Origin of the sequence: Echinicola jeungdonensis (assembly GCF_030409905.1) — a bacterium.
Classification (GTDB): domain Bacteria; phylum Bacteroidota; class Bacteroidia; order Cytophagales; family Cyclobacteriaceae; genus Echinicola; species Echinicola jeungdonensis.
This window is the reverse complement of the sequence record NZ_JAUFQT010000002.1, coordinates 422,535-446,654: the sequence shown is the minus strand read 5'-3', so window position 1 is coordinate 446,654 and position 24,120 is coordinate 422,535. Positions and strand designations below refer to the sequence as shown.

Genomic DNA, 24,120 nt, shown 5'->3' with positions numbered 1-24,120 from the left:
ATGGTTTTATCTTAACAGTTTTCCTACGTTTTCTCCTTTTACTAATTGCATGACTTCATCCACGGTCACAAAATTGGCATCACCTGGGATGGAGTGCTTCAAAACAGAGGCAGCCACAGCAAATTCAAGGGCTTCCTGGTCATCCGCACCCAACAAGCCATAAATCAAACCGGCCATATAGGCATCTCCTCCGCCAACTCGATCCACAATATGGGTCATATCATAAGATTTGGACTCCAACAACTCCTTGCCATTCCAAAGCACGCCCATTAATTTATTATGGGAAGCACTGATGGATTCGCGGTAAGTTGTGGATACATATTTAATAGAGGGATATTGCTCTTGAGCTTTTTTGCAGGCAGTAACAAAGTCAGATTCATAAATGCCCATGCAATTTTCAAAATCTGTCAATCCTGCAATGATCAGATCAGTTTGCTCAATCAGCTCCGGCATAATGTCCAATGGCTGTTTTCCATATTGCCAAAGGTTCCTTCTATAATTAATGTCTCCACTGATTTTAACCCCTTGTTTTTTGGCAGCCTTTACAGCATCCTGGCACAACTTGGCAGCAGACGCAGAAATGGCCGGGGTAATTCCCGTCCAATGGAACCAATCAGCCCCTTCAAATATGGCTTTCCAATCTACCTTATCAGCATCAAAATTGGCAAAAACAGAATCAAAACGGTCATAAATAATTTTAGAAGAACGCTGCATCGCACCGTTTTCCAAAAAATAAAGACCCATTCGGCCTTCTTCAAAAAAGATATGTGAGGTATCTACTCCGGCAAAACGCAAATATTGAGTCGCTGCTTTTCCCAAATCATTACTTGGAAATGCAGTTACATGGGCAGCTGAAACGCCCCAGTTGGCCAAAGACACGGCCACATTGGCCTCAGCCCCGCCATAAACAGCATTAAAATTACTTGCATTGACAAATCGCTCATACCCCGGTGTGGAGAGCCTCATCATGATTTCTCCTAAAGTTATTACTCGTTTATTCATCTATAGCTTTGATTTTAATTCCCGAATTAAGGCCAAAATATGTTTGTTTTGAAAAAAAACCGGAAATTTATTCGGTTTAATTTTTTTTTAGCTAACTTGTGCAATCGATTGCGCAATATAAACAATTTATCCTTATGTTACATAAAATTTTAAAGATTCATCCAAAAGATAATGTCCTGGTAGCCTTGACTGATTTGAAAAAGGGAGAAAAGGTTACTTATGAAGGAAAGGACATCACCCTCACCCATGATGTTCAGGCCAAACATAAGTTTTCCGAGTCTGGCTTTGAAAAAGACCAGGATATATATATGTATGGAATCATCGTTGGAAGGGCCCTATTCCCAATTGCGGAAGGTGAAGTGTTGACAACAGAAAATGTAGCGCACAAAACTGCTGAGTTTACCGGGGTAAGGGATTTCAAGTCCTGGACCGCACCTGATGTCAGTAAATGGGCGGATAGAACCTTTATGGGTTACCACCGTGAAGATGGACAGGTGGGTACAACTAATAACTGGTTGGTGATCCCTTTGGTATTCTGTGAAAACAGAAATATCGAAATCATGAAAAACGCATTTGTGGAGGAATTGGGCTTTGCAAAACCCAACCGTTACAAATCAATGGTACAGCAAATGGGGGATCTATACACCAAGGGTCAAAAGGAAAAAATTGCCAACTTGACGGCGGAAACGATCGAATCCGATGAAGACACTCGCATTTTTAAGAATATAGATGGTGTCAAATTCTTAACCCACCAAGCAGGTTGTGGTGGAATTCGTCAGGATTCCGAAATGCTTTGCGCCCTGATTGCAGGATATATTAATAATCCTAATGTAGCAGGAGCAACCATCTTGAGCTTGGGTTGTCAAAATGCCCAGCCAGCCATTTTGCAGGAAAAACTGGATAAAATTAATCCAAATCTTAAAAAGCCGGTCATCCTATTGGAACAACAGAAAGAAGGGACAGAGGAGACCATGTTGACCAATGCCATCCAAAAAACCTTCCTTGCCCTGACCGAAGCGGATCAGATTGAAAGGAAGCCTGCTCCCTTGAGCAAATTGACCGTTGGATTGGAATGCGGTGGTTCTGATGGATTCTCTGGTATTTCTGCCAACCCATCTGTGGGACATGCTTCGGATCTTATTGTTGCTCTTGGTGGCAAAACCATCCTTTCTGAATTCCCTGAACTTTGTGGGGTTGAGCAAGAATTGATTAACAGATGTACTTCTGATGAATCTGCTGATAAATTCGTAAAAATTATGCGGGCTTATGCAGCTTCAGCAGAAGCTGTGGGATCAGGATTTGATATGAACCCAAGTCCTGGAAATATCAAAGACGGATTGATTACAGATGCCATGAAATCTGCTGGGGCAGCCAAGAAAGGCGGAACCTCCCCTATCGTGGATGTTTTAGATTATGCTGAATACGTTACCAAGCCCGGTTTAAATCTGGTTTGTACTCCAGGTAATGATGTGGAAAGTACTACGGCCATGGCGGGTTCAGGTGCCAACATCATCTTATTTACCACTGGATTGGGAACCCCAACTGGTAATCCTGTTACTCCGGTATTGAAAGTTTCTTCCAACCATAAATTGGCAGAAAAGATGTCAGATATCATCGACATCAACACTGGTGATGTAATCTCTGGTGATAGAAGCATTCCAGAAATGGGTGAAGAAATCCTTGAACATATCATTAGAGTGGCCAGCGGTGAAGAAAAAGCCAAAGCTATGACCCTTAACCAGGATGACTTCATCCCTTGGAAAAGGGGCGTATCTTTGTAAAATAGGAGATCATAGATTTTAGACTATAGATTGAAAAAGCGCCTTCGGGCGCTTTTTTTGTTAATAAGCTGGAAATGTATCCTTTTAAATATATTCCTTAATCTCCTCCTATTATTAGAAAGGCATTGAAAATGCCCATCCCCTAAAGCCCTCATTGAAAATGAAGGCTATTTTTGGATACCCACAAATCCATTTCTTTCATGTAATTTAACTTAATCTAGATGATACCTTGAAAAATAGACTCCAACCAAAATAAAATCTAGATAATAAGTGCAATTAGTGGGCCCAAACATTCCAACCTTCAACATAAAAATATAATACCCTCCTCCCTTTTTCACGGAATCGATTTCGTAATTAATCCCAGGTCTTTATTTGAATAAGCGGAATTTAATATTCATTTTAGACTTCGATTAACTCAAAAAAACCAGAATAAAACATGTTTAAGAAAATTTCTTTTCCCCTTACCCTATTGATATCAGGGATGCTTTGTTTCGCTTGTGGATCCAAGCAAGCAGAAAATAATTCAACGGAGGGACAAAATGGATGGACTTCCCTTTTTGATGGAGAATCCCTAATAGGTTGGAAACCTTTGGGGGGCGAAGCTGAATTTAAGATTGAAGATGGCGCCATTGTTGGCATTGCCACTGCCAATACCCCCAACACATTTTTATCCACTGAAAAGGAATATGGCGATTATATCCTGGAGTTGGACCTGAAAATTGAAGATGAAACGAGTAATTCAGGCATCATCATCCGTGGACAATATGATCCTGAAGGAAATGATGGACAAGGTTTGGTTTATGGTTATCAGGTAGAAGCAGATCCCACTGACAGGGCTTGGTCTGGAGGGATTTATGATGAGGCAAGAAGAGGTTGGCTGTATCCCTTGACCCTTAACCCGGAAGCAAAAGATGCCTTCAAAATGGGTGAATACAACCATTACCGCATAGAAGCTATTGGCAATGAAATCAAAACCTGGATCAATGGGCAGGAAGTGGCCTATGTGGTGGACGATATGGATGCCAAGGGAATCATTGGTCTTCAGGTACATAGCATTGGTAATCCCGAACATGCAGGAAGAAAAACCTACTTTAAAAATATCCGCATCAAAACAGAAAACCTGGAGCCAAAACCTTTTGAAAAAGATGTTTTTGTAGTGACCAATGTCGATAACCACCTCACCGATTATGAAAAAGAAAATGGCTGGAAGCTACTTTTCAATGGACAAAATTCTGAAGGCTGGGTAGGTGCATACAAGGAAACTTTCCCGGACGGAGGTTGGACCATCAATGAGGGTGTTTTGACCATAGAAGCTGCGGGAGGCGGGGAATCCACAAATGTAGGCGATATTGTCACCGAAGAAGAATACAGTGCATTTGACCTGGCTTTTCAATTTAAATTGACCGAAGGTGCCAATAGTGGTGTGAAATATTTTGTCACTTTATCAGAGGGTAATGAAGGTTCGGCCATCGGCTTGGAATACCAGATTTTGGATGATGAAAGGCATCCTGATGCAAAAAAAGGCAGAGATGGCAACCGTACCCTGGCTTCCCTATATGACCTGATTAAAGCTGATAAACCTTCGAGATTTGTAAAACCCATCGGAGAATGGAACCATGGCCGAGTGGTGGTTTATCCCAACAACCATGTGGAGCATTACTTGAATGGTGTAAAAGTTTTGGAATATGAAAGGGGATCTGAAGCTTACAAGGACTTGGTAGCAAAAAGCAAATACAAGGTTTGGGACAATTTTGGCCAAGCTGAAAAAGGTCATATTCTCCTCCAGGACCATGGAAACAAAGTAAGCTTCAAAACCATCAAACTTAAAGAACTGCAATAAAAAAACGAATCCGTGCTTACTTGTCTGCCGATGGCAGAATCGTGATAATTAGTGGAAACTTGACCGCTGAAGCGGATTCGTGGACCTCATCTCAAATTTTCAAATTGCTGATATACAGACAACCCAAAATCAACCATGAAAAAAACCAATAATAGACGGGAATTTATAAAAAAATCCGCCATGGCAACCGCGGGCTTATCCAGCCTGGGAGCCCTGAGCTTTTCTGCCAAAAGTTATGGAAATATCATAGGTGCCAATGATCGTTTAAACTTGGCCATTTGTGGGCTTGGAAGAAGATTAGGAGCATACTTTGATCCTATTGCCCGAAAAGAAAGTAATGTCAATTTGCTTTACCTCTGTGACGTGATGAAATCGCAAAGGGAAAATGCTGCTAAACAGTTTTCCAAACATATGGACCATAATGCCATCCTGGAAAACAGCATTTTTAAAGTCATTGAAGATCCCAAGGTGGATGCTATTATCAATGCCACCCCGGATCACTGGCATGCACCTGGAACCTGGATGGCCGTTGAAAAAGGAAAACATGTCTATGTAGAAAAACCCTGTAGCCATAACCCCAGAGAAGGGGAATTATTGGTGGCCTACCAGAAGAAATACCAAAAGGTCATCCAAATGGGTAACCAACAGCGGTCTTCCATGCAAAGTATTGAGATTATCAATGATATTCATAATGGAGCCATAGGCAAACCTTATAAAGCAACTGCTTTTTATTCGAATGCCCGCGGAAGAGTGGTCAATCCTACCCAGGCTCCTGTTCCTGATGGATTGGATTGGGATTTATTCCAGGGACCTTCCCCAAGGAAGGAATACATGCATGACACCTGGGATTACAATTGGCATTGGTACGGATGGGATTTTGGCACAGCAGAAACAGGCAATAATGCCACCCATGAACTGGACATTGCCCGTTGGGCATTGCAGGTGGATTTTCCTGAGGAAGTCATGGTGGATTCCGGCAAATACCATTGGGTAGATGATGGCTGGACCATGTATGACACCATGATGGCTACCTTTAAGTTCAAAGATAACAAAACCATAGAATGGGATGGCAAAAGCCGCAATAGCTATAATACTTATGGAGGTGGTAGAGGCACCATTATCTATGGAACAGAGGGTTCGGCTTTCATTGACAGGGATGGTTATAAACTGTATAACCGCAATGGCAAAATGATCAAGAAAAACATGGGATCCGGCAGTGAAGGAGGCGTCCAATTAGGTGGTGGCGGGGACATGTCCACAGCACATATGGTCAATTTCTTTCAGGCCATCCGTGGCAAGGAAGCCCAGCGGTCCCCAATCGATGAAGGAGCAAAAAGCACCCTGCTTTGCCATTATGCCAATATCTCCTCCAGAACAGGGGAAGTCCTGAAAATAGACGATAGTAATGGCCATATCACCAACAGCCGGGCTGCCCAAAAACTCTGGTCAAGAAGGTACGAAAAAGGATATGAACCAAAATTATAAACTTTTACATTTAAAATACCTTTGGAAAGGCCCTGGGAAATTCGATTTTTTTCAGGGCTTTTTTTAGAATTAAGAGAAAAGAGCAAAGAATAAAGACAGCTTCTAGGTTGAAGTCCTTTCCGGGGGGTTTGTGTCCCCTCCAACCACTTTTTAATATCAAAACAGCTCTGAATCTGGAGCTGTTTGGAATTTGCAATCCTTATTACATCTGGGTTGTCCCATCGGCTGTTCCGCGGGACCAGAAAAATTGAGTCTCAAACTCTTGTTTTACTGATGGATTATTAATCAATTTTTAACCAAAACGGTTTACCCATATTGAGCATCGACAACTTTGGGCTAATTTACTATAACTAGCTGCTAATTCCCCCCGAAGATCCTCTCACCTCCAATACTGAGGGAATCGTAATGGTCTGGTCAGCAAAGTCCGGGGTGTTTTTCTTGGTCAATTTCGTCATCAAAAGTTTGGCGGCTTCCTGACCAATTTCTAAAGCTGGTTGGGCGATGGTGGTCAAACCTGGGTTGAGAAGGTCTGCAATTTTCAGGTTCGAAAAACTGGCCAATTTGATGTCCTCAGGAATGCCTAAACAAAGGTCCCTGGAAATATAATAAGTGCTGATAGCCAATTTCTCCACACTGGACAAAATGCCTTGAGGCCTATCAGGGGCATTTAATAGTTGCCGGATGGCATCTGCATTTTCACTGTCAGTGCTGCCACATTTTAGGATCAATTTTTCTTCCACTTCCAAACCATGAAAACCCAGTGAATCTTTATACCCCCTCAACCTTTGCTTTCCAATAGATATTTCATTTGAAAGCAACAAAAAGGCAATCCGCTTACAACCTTGCTCAATAAGGTGTTCAGTAGCCTTAAACCCACTTTCGTAATCATTGGTAATGAATTTGGTTGTGGGTATATGTCTGCAAACCCTATCGAAAAAGATAAGGGGGATTCCCTGATCATAAATCTTTTGAATATGCTCATAATAACTTGTTTGATGGCTTAAGGACATCATAATTCCATCCACCCTACCATTTAATAGATGGGAAACGATTTCCCTTTCTTTTTGACAGCTTTCATGGGTATTGTACACCAGAAGGTGGTAACCATATTCTTGTACAATCTCTTCCACTCCTTCAATTACCTGTGAAAAAAAATTATTCACCAGAGCAGGAATGATCATGGCAATTGTTTTACTTCTATGCTCCCGCAAACTTCTGGCGAATGGATTGGGGCGGTAGCTCATCTTTTCAGCCATCGCCAAGACCCGTTTCTTGGTTTTCTCGCTGATCTCATAACTGTCATTCAAAGCCCGTGAGACAGTACTGGGAGCCAGCTTTAAGGCTTCTGCCAATTGTTTGATATTAACTCCACTCATGTTGAATTCAGGGAATTTTTTTCCAAATGTACATTTTTCAACCCAACCAACTGTACTGTTTCACCCTATTGCTTTCATAGGCTAATCCATAAACGAAGAAAATAATAGATCAGAAGGAGCAAATCGACTTAATAATTTCCCAAATTGTAAGCGTTGTGATTTAATGATAAAACTCGCCTACTTCATGCCAATTCATGTAATTTGCGGATCTATTTTAATCCCGAAATCGATTCCGTAATTAAAATGGCTATTTTCCTTACAAAGGAAGCTAACATTACTTAATATTACTTTTAATAGAAAAGTTAAGTCCCTTTGAACCCTGGTCAATCCGAAATCTAAACCACCATTTAGCAATCTTTATTTTCCTAAATGAAAACTCTTTGACTTTAAGTTAATAATAGATTGAAAAACCAGGAATGTGGGATGGTTTTTAATTAAGCCATAAACAAAAAATCAATTTCAATCATGACCAATACTACAACAAACCCAACAGCCTCCTTTATTACGGATGATTTTTTATTGCATTCAGGAATGGCCCAGCGCCTTTATCACGATTATGCCAGACACTTGCCCATCATTGATTACCATTGCCACCTTTCCCCTAAAGACCTGGCAGAAAATCGGCAATTTGAAAATATCAGCCAGGTATGGTTAGCCGGAGACCATTATAAGTGGCGGGCCATGCGGACATTGGGCATTGATGAAAAATTTATCACAGGTGGTGCGAGTGATCAAGAAAAATTTGAAAAATGGGCTTATACCGTTCCCTATACTTTAAGGAACCCTCTTTACCATTGGACTCACCTTGAACTTAAGCGGTATTTTGACATACATGATTTGCTATCTTCGGATAATGCAAAAGAAATTTACCAGGAAACCACCCGTCAACTTCAGCAGGAAAGCCACAGTACTCAAGGTCTCCTCAAAAGAATGAATGTGGAAACTGTTTGTACCACCGATGATCCCATAGATGACCTTGCCTACCACCAAAAAGCCCATAAGGATGGTATGGAAATCAAGCTCTTCCCCACCTTCCGGCCCGATAAGGCTTATGCGGTAGAAGACCCTAAAGCTTATTCCGAATACCTGAATAAATTAGAGCAAGCGAGTGGAGTGAGCATCAATAGCCATGAAACTTTGATAGCTGCCCTGGAAAATAGAATCGCCTACTTCCATGAAAATGGAGGGCGCCTGGCTGACCATGGATTGGAACAGCTGTATTATTTTTCAATTGGCACCTACGAAATTGAATCCTTATTTTCCAAGCTCCTAAAAGGTCAGGAATTAGACCAAAAAGAAACCCAGTATTTCAAATTCATCACGCTAATGGAATTGAGCAGGCTATACCATGCCAAAGGTTGGACCCAGCAGTTCCACTTAGGAGCTTTGAGGAATACCAATGAGCGGATGTTGAGCATTCTGGGTCCGGACACCGGTTTTGACTCCATAGGGGATTTTTCCCAGGCTAAAGCATTGGCCCAATTCCTCAATGAACTGGACAAAACAGACCAATTGAGCAAAACAATTTTATATAACCTCAACCCAAGGGACAATGAAGTATTGGCCACAATGATTGGCAACTTCAATGACGGTTCCATCCGTGGAAAAATTCAATTTGGTTCCGGCTGGTGGTTTTTGGACCAAAAGGATGGCATGGAAAAACAAATGAATGCCTTGTCTAATATGGGTTTGTTGAGCTGTTTTGTGGGGATGTTAACCGATTCCAGGAGCTTTTTATCCTTTCCTAGGCATGAATACTTCAGAAGAACCCTTTGCAACCTGATTGGACAGGATGTGGTCAATGGAGAATTGCCGGCTGATGAAAAATGGTTGGGAAAAATAGTCAAGGATATTTGTTATTACAATGCCAAGCAGCATTTTAATTTTGAACAATAATATACACTAAATCACAAAAGATAAGATTTAACTTATGTCTGAAACATTTTCAATCAAGGACAAAATTATTTTAATAAGTGGCGCCACAGGAGTTTTGGGCAGCCATATTACAGAACATTTGGCCCAAAGGGGTGCTCAAGTGATTGTTTTGGGTAGAAATCCTGAAAAAGTGGACAATTTGGTTAAGGAAATCCAAAAGGAGGGTGGAAAAGCTTTCCCTTTATTGTCCGATGTAACCAGCGAAAAAGAACTTGGTGAAGCCAAAGCCCAGGTAGAAAAAGAATTTGGCCATATTGATGTGTTGATCAATGCGGCAGGGGGTAATATGCCCGGTGCCATCGTGACTCCTGACCAAAAAATCACGGACATGCAGATTGAGGAAGTCCGAAAAGTAATGGACCTGAATTATATGGGTACGCTCTTACCTACCCAAATTTTCACACCGCTTTTATTGGCCAGCAAAAAGGCCAGTATTATCAATATTTCCTCCATGGCTGCATCCAGGCCAATGACCCGTGTAGTGGGTTATGCATCTGCCAAAGCCGCCATCGACAACCTTACCAAATGGTTGGCTACCGAATTCTGCCAAAAATATGGTCCAGAATACAGGGTAAATGCCATAGCTCCGGGATTCTTTTTGACCGACCAAAACCGGGCATTGCTCACCAAAGAAGATGGCAGCCTGACCGACCGGGGTAACCAGATCATCACCCATACCCCAATGGCCAGATTTGGAAAGCCGGAGGACTTGTTTGGCTCCGTTGATTTCCTTTGCAGTGATGCCTCCAACTTTGTCACTGGCACCATCATTCCTATTGATGGTGGATTCAGTGCTTATACTGGAGTTTAAAAAAGTTTTAAAGTTGGAATGTTGAAAGGTTAAATGCCTCAGGTTAATATAATAAAAGCTCATTCCGAGGTTTAGCGTTGGGATAAGTGAAGGAAACCGTGGGAATCTCACATTAATAGGAGATTGCCACACCCTTTCCATCCCGCTTACCCAAACCCAAAAGGGTTCGCAATGACGTTTGGAACCAACATTCGACCCTTTTTATTCGAATTCAAAGTTAAAGGTTATTATACTTCTTATTCATTTCATCTGTTGATAATGGGGATTTATCTTTCACATTGATAGGGAAAAATCCCCGAGAAGCACATTTAACCTGCTAATTCATTAACTTTATTCTAGGAAGAATTAATCATTATGAAAGCAATAAAGAAAATGGAGCAGACCATGCGTTGGTATGGTCCAAAGGATCCGGTAAGCTTGGCTGATATCCGTCAGGCCGGGGCTACGGGGGTCGTTTCTGCACTCCACCATATTCCCAATGGGGAAGTATGGACGCGGGAGGAAATCAAAAAAAGAAAAACCATCATTGAAGAAGCCGGATTAACCTGGTCGGTGGTGGAAAGTATTCCTGTCCATGAAAACATCAAAACCAGATCAGGGAATTTTCAGCAGTATATAGAAAATTACAAAACCTCCATCGAGAACTTGGCAGCAGAGGGCATCCATACTGTTTGCTATAATTTTATGCCGGTTTTGGATTGGACCCGTACTGATTTGGCTTATGAGTTACCCAATGGAGCAAAAGCACTCAGGTTTGAACTACAGGCCTTAGCAGCTTTTGACCTTTTTATCCTCAAAAGACCAGGGGCTTCCTCCTCTTATCCAGAGGAAGTGATTCAAAAGGCCAAAAAATATTTTGAGGAAGCCAGTGAGGAAACCAAACAGACCTTAGTTAATAATATTATTGCAGGCTTGCCCGGTGCGGAGGAAGGATATTCATTGGAAGATTTCCAAAAAGCGTTGGACACCTACAAAAATATTGACGAAAAGGTGCTGGCTGAAAATCTTCGGTTATTCCTGGAAGAAATCATTCCTGTAGCCGAAAAAAACAGGGTATTTATGGCCATTCACCCGGATGATCCTCCTTTTCCCTTATTGGGATTACCCAGGGTGGTCAGCACAGCCAGCGATGTCGAAAGAATCCTAACGGACAATATCAGTGAGTATAATGGACTAACTTTTTGTACTGGTTCCTATGGTGTCAGGGAGGATAATGATTTACCGCAGATCATTAGAGACTGGGGCAAACACATCCATTTTATCCATCTGCGCAGCACTCAGAGAGACAGTGAAGGCAACTTCCATGAAGCCAACCATCTGGAGGGTGATGTTCCCATTATCGATGTAATTAAGGAATTGATCCTGCTTCAGGCCAGGAGACAAAAATCCCTGCCCATGCGTCCAGACCATGGTCACCAGATGCTGGATGATCTCAATAAAACCACAAATCCAGGCTATACCGGCATCGGTAGGCTCAAAGGCCTTGCCGAGCTTCGGGGATTGGAGATGGGATTGATTTACAGTATGGAGGAAAAATAAAAAAAAAACGGGGCTTAGGCCCTGTTTTTTTTTATTTTTTGGGTTATTGAGTTAATGGGTAAATGAGGTTTGGACCAGCTTTTCAGGTAATAATATTGGATTTCAATTAAGTACTTTTTTACTATTTATTACTTGATTCTAATCAGACTACCCCCTTTTTTACACGTAATTAGCGAATAGTAATTTTTTTGGAAAGATTGTTTGGACGGCCCTTGAAGCATCCGTTTTTGGGACAATTGAGGAAGGCGTTAAAAAAATGAGTTAGCTTGCGAAGTGGGCGAGCAAGATCCACTCATTTTTAGCTTGAAACAATTGGGACAAAATCAAATTGAGAAAAAAAAATTGAAATCATAAACGAAAATGGCTCAATTTGAAGAGCTTGTACGCCTTTTGAACATTCTTAAAGACAGATTAACCCTTCTACTTTCACTCCCTTAGTTCATATCTCCAAAAAAAATTGATTACTCTCTTTCTTGTTTGAAATTACCAATATGTAATTTATTAGAAAAGACCGTTGGAGCGGCCCTTGAAGCATCTGGTTTTTGGACGATTGCGGAGGGCGTTAAAAAAATGAATTAGCTCGCGAAGTGGACGAGCGAGATCCATTCATTTTTAGGCCGTAGCAATTGGACAAAAATCAAATTGGGTAAAACTGAAGTGAAATCGAAAACAAAAATGCCCAATTTGAAAGGCGCTTCACAGGCCTTGCCCCGAAAGCTTTCGGGGTTGGACACTTTTTCATCAAGGAAAAAGTATCAAATAATAATAAAGAAAAACAATAAATTACTACATGACGTGCAAAAGCTCGTATACTCACAATAATAATCTTATTTATCTCACTCCCTTACCCACCGCTTCATTTTAGGAAACTTACTTTCTTCACATAGTCCCATCCAGGCCAAAAGGGAAAGTCCGGGATATTTGCCGGATTGGAATAATTCCATCAACCATTGGGATTCTCCATGGTAGCCCGCATCGTGAAAAACCACTTCCGGAGGCAAATCAAGATGCAGCACCGCAGCAAAGGTCCAGGCTTGCACGCCAATTTCATCATCCTGTCCTGGAGGCCTGAAATCAGCCACATTCCCTTCGATAAGCACCGCCTCCTTAGGAGTCATCAAAGCCATATGGCCCGCCTCATGCAGCAAATCTCCGGGATGCTCCAGTTTATCCGGATCATACAAAAGCCTTCCCTTGTCTATTTTAATCCCGGGGAGAAAAGTATCTTCTTTCAGGGCTGTTTCTATTACTTTTATGTCAATTTGGTTTAAAAAGGATAGGATATTGATAGTATATAAAGAATTAGACATTTTGTATAAACAAAGTTTTTCGTGGATAATAGATCACTGGAAATGGAAAATTTCAATATTTCTTATTTACATCAATTTTTTTAACAAAATTAAAAAAAACCATTGCCCCCTCCCAGCATTTGCGATTAATCCAACCATATATTAACACTTAACATATTAACCCTTAACACAGCCTCTCCTACTCCACTGCCTCTCCAAACAACCTAACCATCAGAACATTCAGATATTCCACCTCATATTCACCAATGGAAGGCTCTAGGTGATCGTTACCGATTCCGCTATGATTGGTGATAAATACATAGGTACCATTAGTAGCATTGCCCATAAAACGCATCAGGAATTCGGTTTCTTTGTCGATACCGCTGGCGGTAATGGGGATGATTTTGATGCCTTTGGCGGCTGCCAGTTGAGTAAGGTCATGCATTTCATCTACAATTTGAGTTTCATAATGAGGTGGGGCATCCAACAACAAAAAAAGTAATCTGGCCCTAGTCTGGGAGGACCATTGTAGTTCCCGGATGGCCTTGGATAGAGCGGTATGGACGGCTTCCGGAAAATCGCCTCCTCCGTTGGCTTCCTGATCTTCAATAAAGCTCAAGGTAGTCTGGATATCGGATGAAAATGGGGATTCGCGTGTCAGGTATTCATCTTCTGTATCCCGATAAAAAACGGAACCTGTTAAGAATGAAGTGCCGGGATTTTCAGATTTTGCCCTTTGGATCACATCCAGCAATTCGGTTTTCAGGTATTCCAATTCATCACTCATAGAACCTGTAGCATCCACCACAAAAGCCAATTCAGCCCGATTTTCCACTTGCCTGTTTGGGGTATAGGTCACTTGCTGGACTTCTCCTTGATAGGGCGTTGGATCCTGGATCGTCATATTTCCACCATCAATGGAAATCGTCCAGTCCTCCGATTGTAACCTTCCCATGGCAGGGGCAAAGATATTTCCCCAAAGTTCTGCCCGGCCTTTATTGTCTGTTTTGGCTTGCCAGATGGTTTCATTTCCGGCTTTCAGAGTCACCGGAACATCAATGGCAGGTTGACCATTGCTTTGTTTGATTTCCAGAGCAAAACGGTTTTGAAGGTCAAAACCCCAATATTCGGGCATTTTCTCATAATCCTTTTCATTAAAAAGGTTTTGCCAAAAATCCCAGTGGTCCAGGTCTTTCCATTCCCCAGCAGTAATCACCCCGGGCTCCGGTTCTTGGCCTTGCCCATTTCCACCCCCAGAGGAAGATCCACCTCCCCCTGCTTCACTATATAAAGTTCCATCTGTTCGGCCAACATCAACCGCACTTGGATCCGTATCCTCCAAACTGCTTTCACAGCTCCATAAGAATAAAACAGCAGCCCAAAATAAAATGAATGGTAGTAATGACTTTTTCATTGGAAAATGGGTTTTGGTCTTTTTTTGCCTAGACGAGTTGAAGGTGGATTTTGTCCCAGGCGTGGTGAAAAAATATGGGATTTTTGGGATGGTGGTAGGCAGGTTCTTGGATCTACTTGAGGGAGGTAAAAGTCTGGAGACTTTAATTATTACGGTCCAAGTCTCCCGACTTGGACCGTAATGTTTTTTAAGATTGGACTTTTACTTGTTGCCCTTCCCCGGAGGATTGATAAATCCCTAATACCACGGCCAATGCCTTTTTGGCGGTTGTTCCATCCACCAAAGGTGATCGGTCATTTCGAATAGCTTCAACCATATCCTTAAATTGGGCCAAATGCAGTTGATGGCCAATGGCCATGGGATCTGCTGAACCACTCTTTTGTTGATCTTTTTGAACTTTCTGACCGGGTTCCTGGCCTCTGATATTCCATTCTACGATTTTTCCAGCTTCCAAAATCACACTGCCTTCGGTGCCAAAAATTTCAAGCCTTTCGGGATAACCTGGATACAAGGCCGTTCCACCGGTAATATTACCCAGGGCTCCATTTTTAAAATTCACTACCGAAGTACCCAAATCCTCCCCTTCAATATCATAAAGGGTAGTTTTAACCTGACCGTACACAGCCTCAACATCTCCCATAATATCCAATAATAAATCAATGGTATGGATGCCCTGGTTGATCAGTGCACCTCCCCCGTCACCTTTAAAGGTTCCTTTCCACTGGCTGCTGGCATAATAATCCTTGTCCCGGAACCATTTGATATAGGCATTGCCCATCAATAATTTCCCCAGCTCTCCCTGTGAAACAGCTTCCTTCAAGCGAATAAAATCCTTATTAAAACGGTTTTGAAATACCACACCCAACTTTACCCCATTATCCTCACAAGCTTTTATCATCATTTCAGCCCTTTCCAAATTGATTTCAACGGGTTTTTCCACTAATATATGCTTACCCGCATGAGCAGCTTTAATGGCCGGTTCCATATGATGGCCACTGGCCGTACAGATAGAAACGGCTTCCATTCCCGGATGGGCCAAAAAGTCCTCCCAATTGGAATAGGCTTTCACCCCTAATTTTTCTTCGGCCTGGTTGGCCCTTTCAGGACTGGAACTACAAACGGCAACCAGTTCTGCTTCGGGTAATTCTTTGATTGCTGCTGCATGTTGTCCAGCGATGGCTCCAGTGCCAATGATTCCAAATTTTACGGGTTGGGTCATGATGATTTTTTTTTATGTGGAACGGGGAATTGATTTAATAAAGATGGTTAGAATTAATTAAATGGTGAAATTCAAAATATATCTATTGGGCCTCAGGCTCAATTTTATTTATCCTGCTTCTAAGCAGAAAGGACAACAAGGGTCTTTCATTAAACAAAATAAAGCCCAACCAACCTTTCCAAAGACAATAATACAGCAGCCAGTAATGCAATACCAAAGCTTAACATGGTACCTATCAGGACATATTCAGTCTTTAAAGTGTCATCATTTTTATACCTCAAGATTGATTTGGCAGCAATCAAAAAACCAACTGCTTGAAACTGGCCCAGCAAAATAAATGTCAACACCAATACCCGCTCCAAAACACCAATCAATTTCCCGGCATTGGGCAAATCATCATTATCGGGAACTGGGATTTCAAAAGCCCTAAATACTTCCTTGATAAATATATTGGCAGGCTTAAGACAAATTAAAAAGGCTAAAATAATCAATAGCCCCTTGATAGGAAGCCTTAGCGGTAAAATAGATTGGATTTCAAAATACCGTCCGAAAAAGAAAACCACCAGAATAATGACCAGAAAATGAAAACCCTGATCAATAAAGAAGGCATATTTTCCAAACAATTTACTTTGGTTAAGGTATTTTTTGAACCCATCCATCAGAAAATGGGTAATGGCAATGATCAGTGCCCCTCCTGCAAATGTCAACTGAAAGGATAAAATCCAGGATAGGAGAAAAACAATCAGGGCATGCCATTTTAAAAATGGACATTGAAAACCCAATTGGTTCTTTTCTTTGGCTAACCGGTCAGTTTGAAAGAAAAAGTCAGCCATTAAATGTGCTATTAATTGTAAAGTCAGTAAGCCTGATAGATGCATTTATTTTTCTTGAATGGTTTTATTAAAATAATCCACTGCTTTTTCTATGCCGTTCCAGCCCAGACTGGTGGAATGCTGATTGACCACGGATTGGCTAATATCCAGCCTTTCGGCAATTTCTGATTCATTTTCTCCCATCAATTTCCAGAAAAGCACTTCCGATTGCCTTGCTGTTGCTTTACTGATCAGTTCATCCAATAGGGCAAACATGGCCTGAAACTGCTCATTCAGTGCCTCAGACGAGGAAGCAAAAAATAGGGTGCTTTTGATTACCACTCTTTCTTTGTTGTGGGAATGGGCCACATTGATCAATCGACCGGAAAGATAAACGGCCTCCCCATCAATGATACCTTTGTCCGGGTCAAACCTGGACAATTCCCCCAAGCCAACTGCCAGGCGGATTCCATGGGTTTTAAACAGTTTAATTCGATTATTTATTTTGCTGTTTTTGGAAGATTGTACCTCAAAAGCCTTTACAAAACTTTTGATGGCCAAAGCCACCCTAAGGGCATTTGCTGGATTTCCTACCACGCATTCCAGGTAATCGCCTTTGATGATACGGCCAAAAACCCCAAATTTATCCTCCAAAAAACCCAATAGCCAAGCCATTCTCTTTTCAAGTTCCACTCTATCCTCTTCTACTAAACTCGTTGAAGAAATGACATCCCCTGATATTACCGCTTTTATCTCCTGGAATTGTTTTGCCATGGGATAAATATAGGCATTTAAACCAATAAATAAAATTTATAGGCTTATTTACATATAAAACAACTTTATAGGTATTTTTACCTATAAAATGATCGGGCTAAAAAAACAAAAGACAATTAAAGCCCTAACATAATTTACCGCTTAGCAAAAATTTCCTCCATCACCCAATTGGTCCTTGCGGCTGAAACTCCTGTAGAAGGACTTAAACCTTTACCCAAAATATCATCTACAACCGCCTGAATTAGTTTATGTTGTATATGCTTAGGTAAATCAAATTCTAGCACTTGTCTTCCCTCATCCTCGGTCTCCAACACCAACTTTCCATCTCCAAAAGTTTCGAAACTGATCTGTCCTTTACTTCCAAAAATAGTGGTGCAATCTTTGGTAGAAATTTCATCAATTGTAAAGCACCAGCTCCCTGAGCCCAAAGCCCCTGCTCCAAATTCCCAAGATGCAGTGACAATATCTTCAGCAGGATAAAGGCCGGCTTGATTGGCTTTTATTCCATGGGCTTTTTTGATCGGCCCTAATGCAAAATCCAAAAAATCCAATTGATGGGAAGCAAGATCATAAAAATAACCTCCTCCTGCAATATCGGGACTGACACGCCAATTATCTTTCACCTGGCTTACCACTTCGGGAGTCTTAGCTTGATTCATTTGAATGTTGACATACCGGATTTCACCAATTACCCCTTTTTCAATCAATTCTTTAACCTTAACAAAATGTGGCAGCGTTCTCCGGTAATAAGCAACATATAGAGGAACTCCGGCTTGCTCACAGGCTTTGATCATTTCCTGACATTCTTGATAGGTTTTGGCCATGGGTTTTTCCACATATACCGGCTTTCCGGCCGCAGCAACCATCAGCGCCAAATCCTTATGCGCATAGGGAGGAGTTGCAATATAAACGGCATTGACTTCAGGATCATTAATCAACTCTTCTGTTTTAGTGTACCATTTGGGCACCTGATGCCTCCGGGCGTAATCTTTGACCATTTCCTCATTTCTGCGCATCACCGCCACCAACTTACTGTTAGGGACCAAATCCATTGCTGGCGCACTTTTCACCTCACATACATCACCAACTCCTATCACTCCCCAGCGGACTTCATCCTCCTTAATTTTTTTCATGGCAATAACTTTAAAATTTCATTCCATTTTTCCTCATTTACCGGAACCCCTTTCTCCATATTTTCCTTGCGGATTTTCAGGGTATTTTCTCCAGGATAACGGACGCTCTCATAATCCCGGAATGCTTTGGACTGCACCAAATCATCAATAATTTCATCGGATTTTTCCTCCATCCAATCTTCCATACCCAATTTTTCAGGATCGAATACCAAAAATACTTGGGAAACACCAAATTCCGCTCCATTATTGCCAATCTGCCAAGTCCCATGGCCTCCTGACAATAAAGTGGCTAATAAATCCAGCATCAATGCCAAACCTGCCCCTTTCCAAAGGCCAATGGGCAGAGCAAGTTCTTCCCTGATAATTTCTGAAGGAGACCTGGACAATTTCCCTTCATTGTCAAATCCCGCATCATAGGGCATTTCTTTTCCTTCCCTTCTAAAAATATCCATTTTCCCATAGGAATATTGGGAAACTGCCATATCCAAAACCACCGGGCCTTTTTCCCGGGGAATAGCAATTACAATGGGATTATTACCCAATTTGGGTTCTTTTCCTCCCCAAGCAGGCATATTGGGTTTGGTATTGGTAAAACAAACCCCAATGCACCCGGCCTCCACTGCTTGCCAACCGTAATTACCGGCCCGCATCCAGTGATTGGTATTTTGCAATGCCACACAACCTATTCCATGGGTTTTGGCCAAATAAATGGCACGTTCCATACATTGATGGGCGTTAAGGTTTCCAGGGCCCAATTGACCATCCCATCGTTCTAAAGCACCAAAATTGCCCAGAAGCTCAGGCAGATTTTCAGGAAACACATACCCTTTTTGAATAAAGGTCAAAAAACTTAAAAACCGGTTAACTCCATGGGAAGGTACTCCATCCAGGTTGGCTTGGGCAAAGAGTTGGGCACCAAGGCCGGCCCTTTCCGGATCAAAATCGTATCGGGTAAGGACTTTTTTCAGGATGTCTTTAATTTCTGAAAAAGGAATTCTAATATCTGTCATAGATGCAAATTAAAAATCCAAAAGGCAAAAATCTAATGTTTGACCAACTTTAGGCAGGGCATATTGTTAGAAGGATAAAAGGAACCGCTATTTGCGATTTACTATCCCTTTTTTTGGCGTTTTTAAAGAAAAATTCCCCAGATAGCCCCACTATTAAGAGCTATCCGGGGAAGAGAAATGAAGTCTTTTCAAACCCCGTCTAATTTTATATGGGTTTTTGGCTATGCCCTACAAAGGCTAATCCAACAAACCATTTAAATACACTTCAACATTGGTGTATTGTTTTTCCAAATCATATCTTGAGGAATCGTCTGGATCATTTGGATTCAAATTTTGCTTTTTTTCCCATTTGTCTGGCATACCGTCTAAATCGGTATCCTTAGGGGCCTTTCCTTTTTCCAACTGAGGCCAACCACCTACATCGGATTGACTATCGATGATGCCGTTTTTATTTTTTCCGAAATAACTTTTTCCAGCATTCACTTCCCCAATAAGACGTTCATCCACCAAATCCCTGACAAAACTCGCTCCAGCACTGGCCAAAACCTTTTCAAAAGCCATATTAGCTTCTTCAGTATGGCTGATTATAAATGGGAAAGGTTCTGAAACCAACACTTTCTTTTTATCGTCCACACCTTCCATGCCTTTGGTATTATCCTGGGTCACCTCTTCATTTCCTTCCATGATATTCCCCATTAAGAAAAACTTACCGAAGGGATCATAGGGTTCAATCAATCTGTCTTTATCTTCGGTAGAAGGACCCGGCTTATAATAATTCGCAACCATATTGTGTTTTCCCTCTTCCCCACCATAAGAACTGTTGTTTTTCCAATTGTAAACCACATTGTTTCTAAAATCAACTATTTCAGTTTCAGGTTGCTTATGGTACCTTGCTCCATTAAATCTGGGCAGCCTGCTTGTATGGCTTGCCAACAGATTATGGTGAAAGGAAGCCTTTTTGCCTCCCCAAATTCCCCCATAGCCATGTGCTCCTTTTTCATGAACGGAAGCATTCAAACTTTCAGAAATAATAGACCATTGAAGGGTAAAATTTTCGTTGTCATAAAAACTTCCACATTCGTCAGTTGCCCAGCTGAGGGAACAATGGTCAATAATGATATTTTTATTGCGAATGCAGGACATGGCATCATCCTGCACCTTTTCCAAATCCCCAAGTCTACTCCGGATATACCGGACAATTATATTGTCTCCCTTGATTTTCATAGGATAGTTTTGAAGCGTAATGCCTCCGCCGGGAGCACTTTGGCCTGCGATTGTAAGATCACCATGGTTGATATCCAATGGGGATTTCAATATAATATTTCCGGAAACCCCAAATACAATGATTCTGGGTTCTTTTTTACGGACAGCTTCTCTTAAACTACCCGGCCCTTCATCATTTAAATTAGTCACCACATAAACTTTACCTCCCCGGCCTCCTGTGGTGAATTTACCAAAGCCGTCTGCTCCGGGAAAAGCCAATGCTTTATCTTCTCCTGAATTAGAAGTACCCATTTGCTGGGCATCTGCATTCAAATTTGAAAAACCCAGGATTGTACTTAGAATTAATATTTTATAGCGTTTTTTCATGGTTGCTCAAGGTCAATTTTCGAACCATTAATTTCAACATTTTCAAATTGAATGTTTTTAACATTGGAAAAACTGTAATTTTCCTTTACTTCCTCAATTTTGACATTTTTGAGCAACAAATTTTCAACCGGGCTATTTTCATAACCTTCCAGCAAAATGCCAACCTCACCCCCATTTTTTACGTCCATATTTTCCACCTGAATATTCCTTACCGTAGGCACATAGGCACCTGAATCTTCATAGAACATGTTGACCCGCACAACCTGCTGGGCCACTTGTCCAACCTGAATATTTTTTAAATAAATATTTTCGATCACACCACCACGCATGGAACTGGTTTTTATTCTTAATGCCCTGTCAAGATGTGGACTGTTCATTTCGCAATTTTCCGCAAAAACATTTTTGACCCCTCCGGATATTTCACTTCCTATTACCACTCCTCCATGGCCATCAGCCATTTTACAGTTTTGGATGATGATATTTTCACTGGGAACGTCAATTCGCCTTCCATCTGCGTTCCTTCCAGATTTGATGGCAATACAATCATCACCGGTATTGAAAAAGCAATCTTTGATCAATACGTTTTTGCAGGATTCAGGATCACAACCATCAGAATTTGGACCATGGCTCTCTACTGTAACTCCTTCGATAGTTACATTCTCACATAATACCGGGTTCAATATCCACATCGGGGAATTGACAATAGTTACCCCTTTAATAAGTACATTTTTACAACGGTATGGTTGAACAAATTGAGGCCTTAGGTAATAGCCCTCTCCAAATTTCCTTTCTTCTACAGGCACTCCATTTTCAGCCATTTCAAACAACGCAGGTCTTTTGTCAACATCTTCCTGCATCGGCATCCCTTCTTCCCAACCATATTGGCTTTTGCCTTTCCAAGGCCACCAATTGGTTGCATTGGCTTGGCCATCCAGTACACCTTCTCCTGTGACAGCAATATTTTCCGCCTCAAACGCGTATATCAAAGGGGAATAATTCATCAGTTCCACTCCTTCCCAGCGGGTATAAACCATAGGAAGATAATCTTTGGGATCCGTGCTAAATAGTAGCCTTGCCCCTTCCTCCAAATGCAGATTGATATTGCTTTTTAGGTGAATAGGCCCAGTGGCAAATTCTCCGGAGGGAACAACTACTTTTCCACCACCGGCCATGGAGCAGGCCTCAATTGCTTTTTGGATGGCTTCACTGGCATCGGTTTCCCCATCAGCTACGGCACCAAAATCTGTTATTGAAAATGTCTTATCCTGAAATTCTGGTGCTTTTATTTGTTCAAGGATTCCAGGGAGTTCATCCCATGGATCTTTGGTTTTTTCATTTTTTGAACCGGAGCATCCCCAAACCAAAATAACTAAAAGGAGCCCAAGATAAAATTGATTATTTTTAATGCTTTTCATCATGATCGTTGAATATTAATCTTCAGTGAATATTATCCTAATTGGTACAAATGGAATGAATTCCCTTTTTGTTGCCGTTATAAAAGTAAGGGAAGGATTTTCCTTAACCACTTGGAAAAGAGAAAAAATTAAGGGTTAGAAAGGGATGGTTTTCTGACATTTATTTTAAGATAAAGAATTAGAAAACCACCCTTTTTTTTATTTTAGAGCTAGAATTTACCAGGGTTTTAACATAGGATTAGCTCTTTTGCAAAGCTGAATGGCCAACCCCCATGGGTCTTTCAACATGACCAAATGAGAACCATCCTCAAGTAAATCATCACTTACCTCTTCAGCTCCAGCTGCCAAAAGCTTTTCCTTGTCCCTGGAAGGATCGTCTGAAACAAATGCCAAATGTACCACCAAGGGATGCTGCAATTCAAAGTCCAATATTGGAGCTTTTGAATTATTGTAAATCTCCAACATAATGGTTCCACTTTCATCAGCCAAAAAAGTCATATAAGGAGAATGGTCCATTTTCTTAACTACCTTTAATCCCAAATGCTTTTCATACCAATCACACATTTCGTTGGGCTGTTTTACATTAATGGCAAAATGTTCAAACTTCATATTTTTTAATATTTTGGTTATTCTATCAATTCCGATACTTGATCCAATACCTCATAGGGATCCCAATTATCCTCTACACTATTTTCTGCGTAAGTCGTCTTGAATACATTTAAGGTTTCATATTTCTCAGCCTCAGCATCTGAAAGCACATTCATCCATTCCACCCTTTGGCTTAGGTTGGATCCAGGCCCAGTATTTTTATATTCAGCAAACCGGGCTGTTGCTTCATTATCAGCATTACCCCAGTTGTTCCAGCCTTCTGGTTTAACAAAATCGGCCATCTCCGTTTCTAGGTAAGCTACTGCAGCATATGGCCGCCATGGTCTTCCCAGATCAGTTTTTACTCCACTTTCAGCGGTTAATTTACAATTGCGGAAAACAAAGCCAAAATTAACATAAGGTTCGGTGGAGGCAGCTGTTATGGAGGTGCCTCCATATCCATGAATTTCACAATCTTCAAAAACGGCAGTCGCAGGACCGAAAATAAAGTCCACAGTTCCCTCAATATAACAGTTCTTCAGGTACATCCTTTTCCTGTTACCATAAAAGGTATCCTGTCTACCCAAAAAACGGCAATTGTAAAATACAGATTGATCACTGTTGACATATATGGCCAATGCAGGGCCATAATCTCTGCCTGCACTGTTTTCAAAGGTGATATTAAGGGCAACAAAGCCTTTACCATGGATAAAGGTACTTGAGGAGCCACTAGTGCCATAGGTTTGGTTGGTCTCAGGGTCTACTTTTTCAGCTGCATTGTCATAAGTGAGAATCACGTTTTCCACGCTTTCCCCCACTAATACCAAATTATCTTTTCCTTTGGGAACAGTGATTTCCTCCTTGTAAGTCCCATTTTTGATCAAGACATAGGTGGGTACAAATAAATGATCCGGTGCAGCATCTATAGCTTCCTGTACGGAAGTAAAATCTCCAGAGCCATTAATATCCACTACATATTTGAATTCAATGGGCTCATTATCCTCATCTTCCTGCTGAGGAGTGGTATCCTCCTCACTATTACAGGCAAACAGCAAACCGGTAATCAGAAAACTACTGATTACCCACAAAATTATTTTTTTCATTTCA

Annotated in this window: 19 protein-coding genes; 6 read left to right on the top strand and 13 right to left on the bottom strand. The window is 41.3% G+C overall.

Going from position 1 to position 24,120, the window contains the following annotated elements:
- Positions 1 to 6 precede the first annotated feature (6 nt).
- Positions 7 to 1,002: a sugar kinase gene (locus QWY93_RS15125; RefSeq protein WP_290249228.1), complete on the bottom strand. Its 996-nt coding sequence runs from the start codon at positions 1,000 to 1,002 to the stop codon at positions 7 to 9.
- A gap of 134 nt (positions 1,003 to 1,136) precedes the next feature.
- Here QWY93_RS15125 and QWY93_RS15120 point away from each other — a divergent pair, with 134 nt between their 5' ends.
- The 3 genes from QWY93_RS15120 to QWY93_RS15110 all read left to right on the top strand — a co-directional run bounded on the left by QWY93_RS15120 (position 1,137) and on the right by QWY93_RS15110 (position 6,108).
- Positions 1,137 to 2,783, top strand: coding sequence for a UxaA family hydrolase (locus QWY93_RS15120; protein WP_290249227.1), 1,647 nt, complete (start codon positions 1,137 to 1,139; stop codon positions 2,781 to 2,783).
- A gap of 436 nt (positions 2,784 to 3,219) precedes the next feature.
- On the top strand, positions 3,220 to 4,623 hold the full coding sequence (locus QWY93_RS15115; RefSeq protein ID WP_290249226.1) for a 3-keto-disaccharide hydrolase: 1,404 nt from the start codon (positions 3,220 to 3,222) through the stop codon (positions 4,621 to 4,623).
- 135 nt (positions 4,624 to 4,758) lie between these two features.
- On the top strand, positions 4,759 to 6,108 hold the full coding sequence (locus QWY93_RS15110; protein ID WP_290249225.1) for a Gfo/Idh/MocA family protein: 1,350 nt from the start codon (positions 4,759 to 4,761) through the stop codon (positions 6,106 to 6,108).
- Between the two features lie 350 nt (positions 6,109 to 6,458).
- On the opposite strand, the gene QWY93_RS15105 is transcribed toward QWY93_RS15110, so the two are convergent.
- Positions 6,459 to 7,484: a LacI family DNA-binding transcriptional regulator gene (locus tag QWY93_RS15105; RefSeq protein ID WP_290249224.1), complete on the bottom strand. Its 1,026-nt coding sequence runs from the start codon at positions 7,482 to 7,484 to the stop codon at positions 6,459 to 6,461.
- 465 nt (positions 7,485 to 7,949) lie between these two features.
- Between QWY93_RS15105 and uxaC the strand changes: the two genes are divergently transcribed.
- The 3 genes from uxaC to uxuA all read left to right on the top strand — a co-directional run bounded on the left by uxaC (position 7,950) and on the right by uxuA (position 11,769).
- Positions 7,950 to 9,380, top strand: coding sequence for a glucuronate isomerase (gene uxaC, locus QWY93_RS15100; protein WP_290249223.1), 1,431 nt, complete (start codon positions 7,950 to 7,952; stop codon positions 9,378 to 9,380).
- A 34-nt stretch (positions 9,381 to 9,414) separates the two neighbouring features.
- The gene (locus tag QWY93_RS15095; RefSeq protein WP_290249222.1) at positions 9,415 to 10,230 is read left to right on the top strand and encodes an SDR family oxidoreductase; all 816 of its coding nucleotides are present in this window, start codon (positions 9,415 to 9,417) and stop codon (positions 10,228 to 10,230) included.
- Positions 10,231 to 10,584: 354 nt separating this feature from the next.
- Positions 10,585 to 11,769 (top strand): mannonate dehydratase, encoded by a 1,185-nt coding sequence (uxuA, locus tag QWY93_RS15090; RefSeq protein WP_290249221.1) that lies wholly within the window; start codon positions 10,585 to 10,587, stop codon positions 11,767 to 11,769.
- A gap of 836 nt (positions 11,770 to 12,605) precedes the next feature.
- Here the strand turns inward: uxuA and QWY93_RS15085 are convergent.
- From QWY93_RS15085 to QWY93_RS15035, 11 genes are all read right to left on the bottom strand, one after another.
- Entirely contained in the window at positions 12,606 to 13,079 is a 474-nt protein-coding gene (locus tag QWY93_RS15085; protein WP_290249220.1) for a hypothetical protein, read from the bottom strand.
- A 178-nt stretch (positions 13,080 to 13,257) separates the two neighbouring features.
- Positions 13,258 to 14,472, bottom strand: a complete 1,215-nt coding sequence (locus tag QWY93_RS15080; protein ID WP_290249219.1) for a vWA domain-containing protein — start codon at positions 14,470 to 14,472, stop codon at positions 13,258 to 13,260.
- Between the two features lie 187 nt (positions 14,473 to 14,659).
- Complete coding sequence (locus tag QWY93_RS15075) at positions 14,660 to 15,691, bottom strand: Gfo/Idh/MocA family protein (protein WP_290249218.1); 1,032 nt, start codon at positions 15,689 to 15,691, stop codon at positions 14,660 to 14,662.
- Between the two features lie 149 nt (positions 15,692 to 15,840).
- On the bottom strand, positions 15,841 to 16,569 hold the full coding sequence (locus QWY93_RS15070) for a DUF3307 domain-containing protein (RefSeq protein WP_290249217.1): 729 nt from the start codon (positions 16,567 to 16,569) through the stop codon (positions 15,841 to 15,843).
- Positions 16,570 to 17,277 carry a helix-turn-helix transcriptional regulator gene (locus QWY93_RS15065; RefSeq protein ID WP_290249216.1) on the bottom strand — a complete coding sequence of 236 codons (708 nt, stop codon included), beginning with the start codon at positions 17,275 to 17,277 and terminating at the stop codon, positions 16,570 to 16,572.
- Positions 17,278 to 17,411: 134 nt separating this feature from the next.
- Entirely contained in the window at positions 17,412 to 18,410 is a 999-nt protein-coding gene (locus QWY93_RS15060) for a Gfo/Idh/MocA family protein (protein WP_290249214.1), read from the bottom strand.
- The gene (yiaK, locus tag QWY93_RS15055; RefSeq protein ID WP_290249213.1) at positions 18,407 to 19,420 is read right to left on the bottom strand and encodes a 3-dehydro-L-gulonate 2-dehydrogenase; all 1,014 of its coding nucleotides are present in this window, start codon (positions 19,418 to 19,420) and stop codon (positions 18,407 to 18,409) included. Before yiaK ends, QWY93_RS15060 begins: the two co-directional genes overlap by 4 nt.
- 237 nt (positions 19,421 to 19,657) lie before the next feature.
- Positions 19,658 to 21,010 (bottom strand): pectate lyase family protein, encoded by a 1,353-nt coding sequence (locus QWY93_RS15050; protein WP_379945386.1) that lies wholly within the window; start codon positions 21,008 to 21,010, stop codon positions 19,658 to 19,660.
- A complete protein-coding gene (locus tag QWY93_RS15045) occupies positions 21,007 to 22,428 on the bottom strand; it encodes a glycoside hydrolase family 28 protein (protein WP_290249212.1) in 1,422 nt (473 codons plus the stop codon). The genes QWY93_RS15050 and QWY93_RS15045 overlap by 4 nt, the downstream gene beginning before the upstream one ends.
- A gap of 213 nt (positions 22,429 to 22,641) precedes the next feature.
- Complete coding sequence (locus tag QWY93_RS15040; protein WP_290249211.1) at positions 22,642 to 23,034, bottom strand: VOC family protein; 393 nt, start codon at positions 23,032 to 23,034, stop codon at positions 22,642 to 22,644.
- Positions 23,035 to 23,051: 17 nt separating this feature from the next.
- A complete protein-coding gene (locus QWY93_RS15035) occupies positions 23,052 to 24,116 on the bottom strand; it encodes a pectinesterase family protein (RefSeq protein ID WP_290249209.1) in 1,065 nt (354 codons plus the stop codon).
- Positions 24,117 to 24,120: the final 4 nt, after the last annotated feature.

Coding starts and splice junctions, on each gene's coding strand:
- QWY93_RS15065 (WP_290249216.1), bottom strand. CDS start 17,277: ATGGCAAAACAATTCCAGGAGATAAAAGCGGTAATATCAGGGGATGTC.
- QWY93_RS15070 (WP_290249217.1), bottom strand. CDS start 16,569: ATGCATCTATCAGGCTTACTGACTTTACAATTAATAGCACATTTAATG.
- QWY93_RS15060 (WP_290249214.1), bottom strand. CDS start 18,410: ATGAAAAAAATTAAGGAGGATGAAGTCCGCTGGGGAGTGATAGGAGTT.
- yiaK (WP_290249213.1), bottom strand. CDS start 19,420: ATGACAGATATTAGAATTCCTTTTTCAGAAATTAAAGACATCCTGAAA.
- uxaC (WP_290249223.1), top strand. CDS start 7,950: ATGACCAATACTACAACAAACCCAACAGCCTCCTTTATTACGGATGAT.
- QWY93_RS15040 (WP_290249211.1), bottom strand. CDS start 23,034: ATGAAGTTTGAACATTTTGCCATTAATGTAAAACAGCCCAACGAAATG.
- QWY93_RS15115 (WP_290249226.1), top strand. CDS start 3,220: ATGTTTAAGAAAATTTCTTTTCCCCTTACCCTATTGATATCAGGGATG.
- QWY93_RS15080 (WP_290249219.1), bottom strand. CDS start 14,472: ATGAAAAAGTCATTACTACCATTCATTTTATTTTGGGCTGCTGTTTTA.
- QWY93_RS15125 (WP_290249228.1), bottom strand. CDS start 1,002: ATGAATAAACGAGTAATAACTTTAGGAGAAATCATGATGAGGCTCTCC.
- QWY93_RS15035 (WP_290249209.1), bottom strand. CDS start 24,116: ATGAAAAAAATAATTTTGTGGGTAATCAGTAGTTTTCTGATTACCGGT.
- QWY93_RS15045 (WP_290249212.1), bottom strand. CDS start 22,428: ATGATGAAAAGCATTAAAAATAATCAATTTTATCTTGGGCTCCTTTTA.
- QWY93_RS15120 (WP_290249227.1), top strand. CDS start 1,137: ATGTTACATAAAATTTTAAAGATTCATCCAAAAGATAATGTCCTGGTA.
- QWY93_RS15085 (WP_290249220.1), bottom strand. CDS start 13,079: ATGTCTAATTCTTTATATACTATCAATATCCTATCCTTTTTAAACCAA.
- QWY93_RS15050 (WP_379945386.1), bottom strand. CDS start 21,010: ATGAAAAAACGCTATAAAATATTAATTCTAAGTACAATCCTGGGTTTT.
- QWY93_RS15105 (WP_290249224.1), bottom strand. CDS start 7,484: ATGAGTGGAGTTAATATCAAACAATTGGCAGAAGCCTTAAAGCTGGCT.
- QWY93_RS15110 (WP_290249225.1), top strand. CDS start 4,759: ATGAAAAAAACCAATAATAGACGGGAATTTATAAAAAAATCCGCCATG.
- QWY93_RS15095 (WP_290249222.1), top strand. CDS start 9,415: ATGTCTGAAACATTTTCAATCAAGGACAAAATTATTTTAATAAGTGGC.
- uxuA (WP_290249221.1), top strand. CDS start 10,585: ATGAAAGCAATAAAGAAAATGGAGCAGACCATGCGTTGGTATGGTCCA.
- QWY93_RS15075 (WP_290249218.1), bottom strand. CDS start 15,691: ATGACCCAACCCGTAAAATTTGGAATCATTGGCACTGGAGCCATCGCT.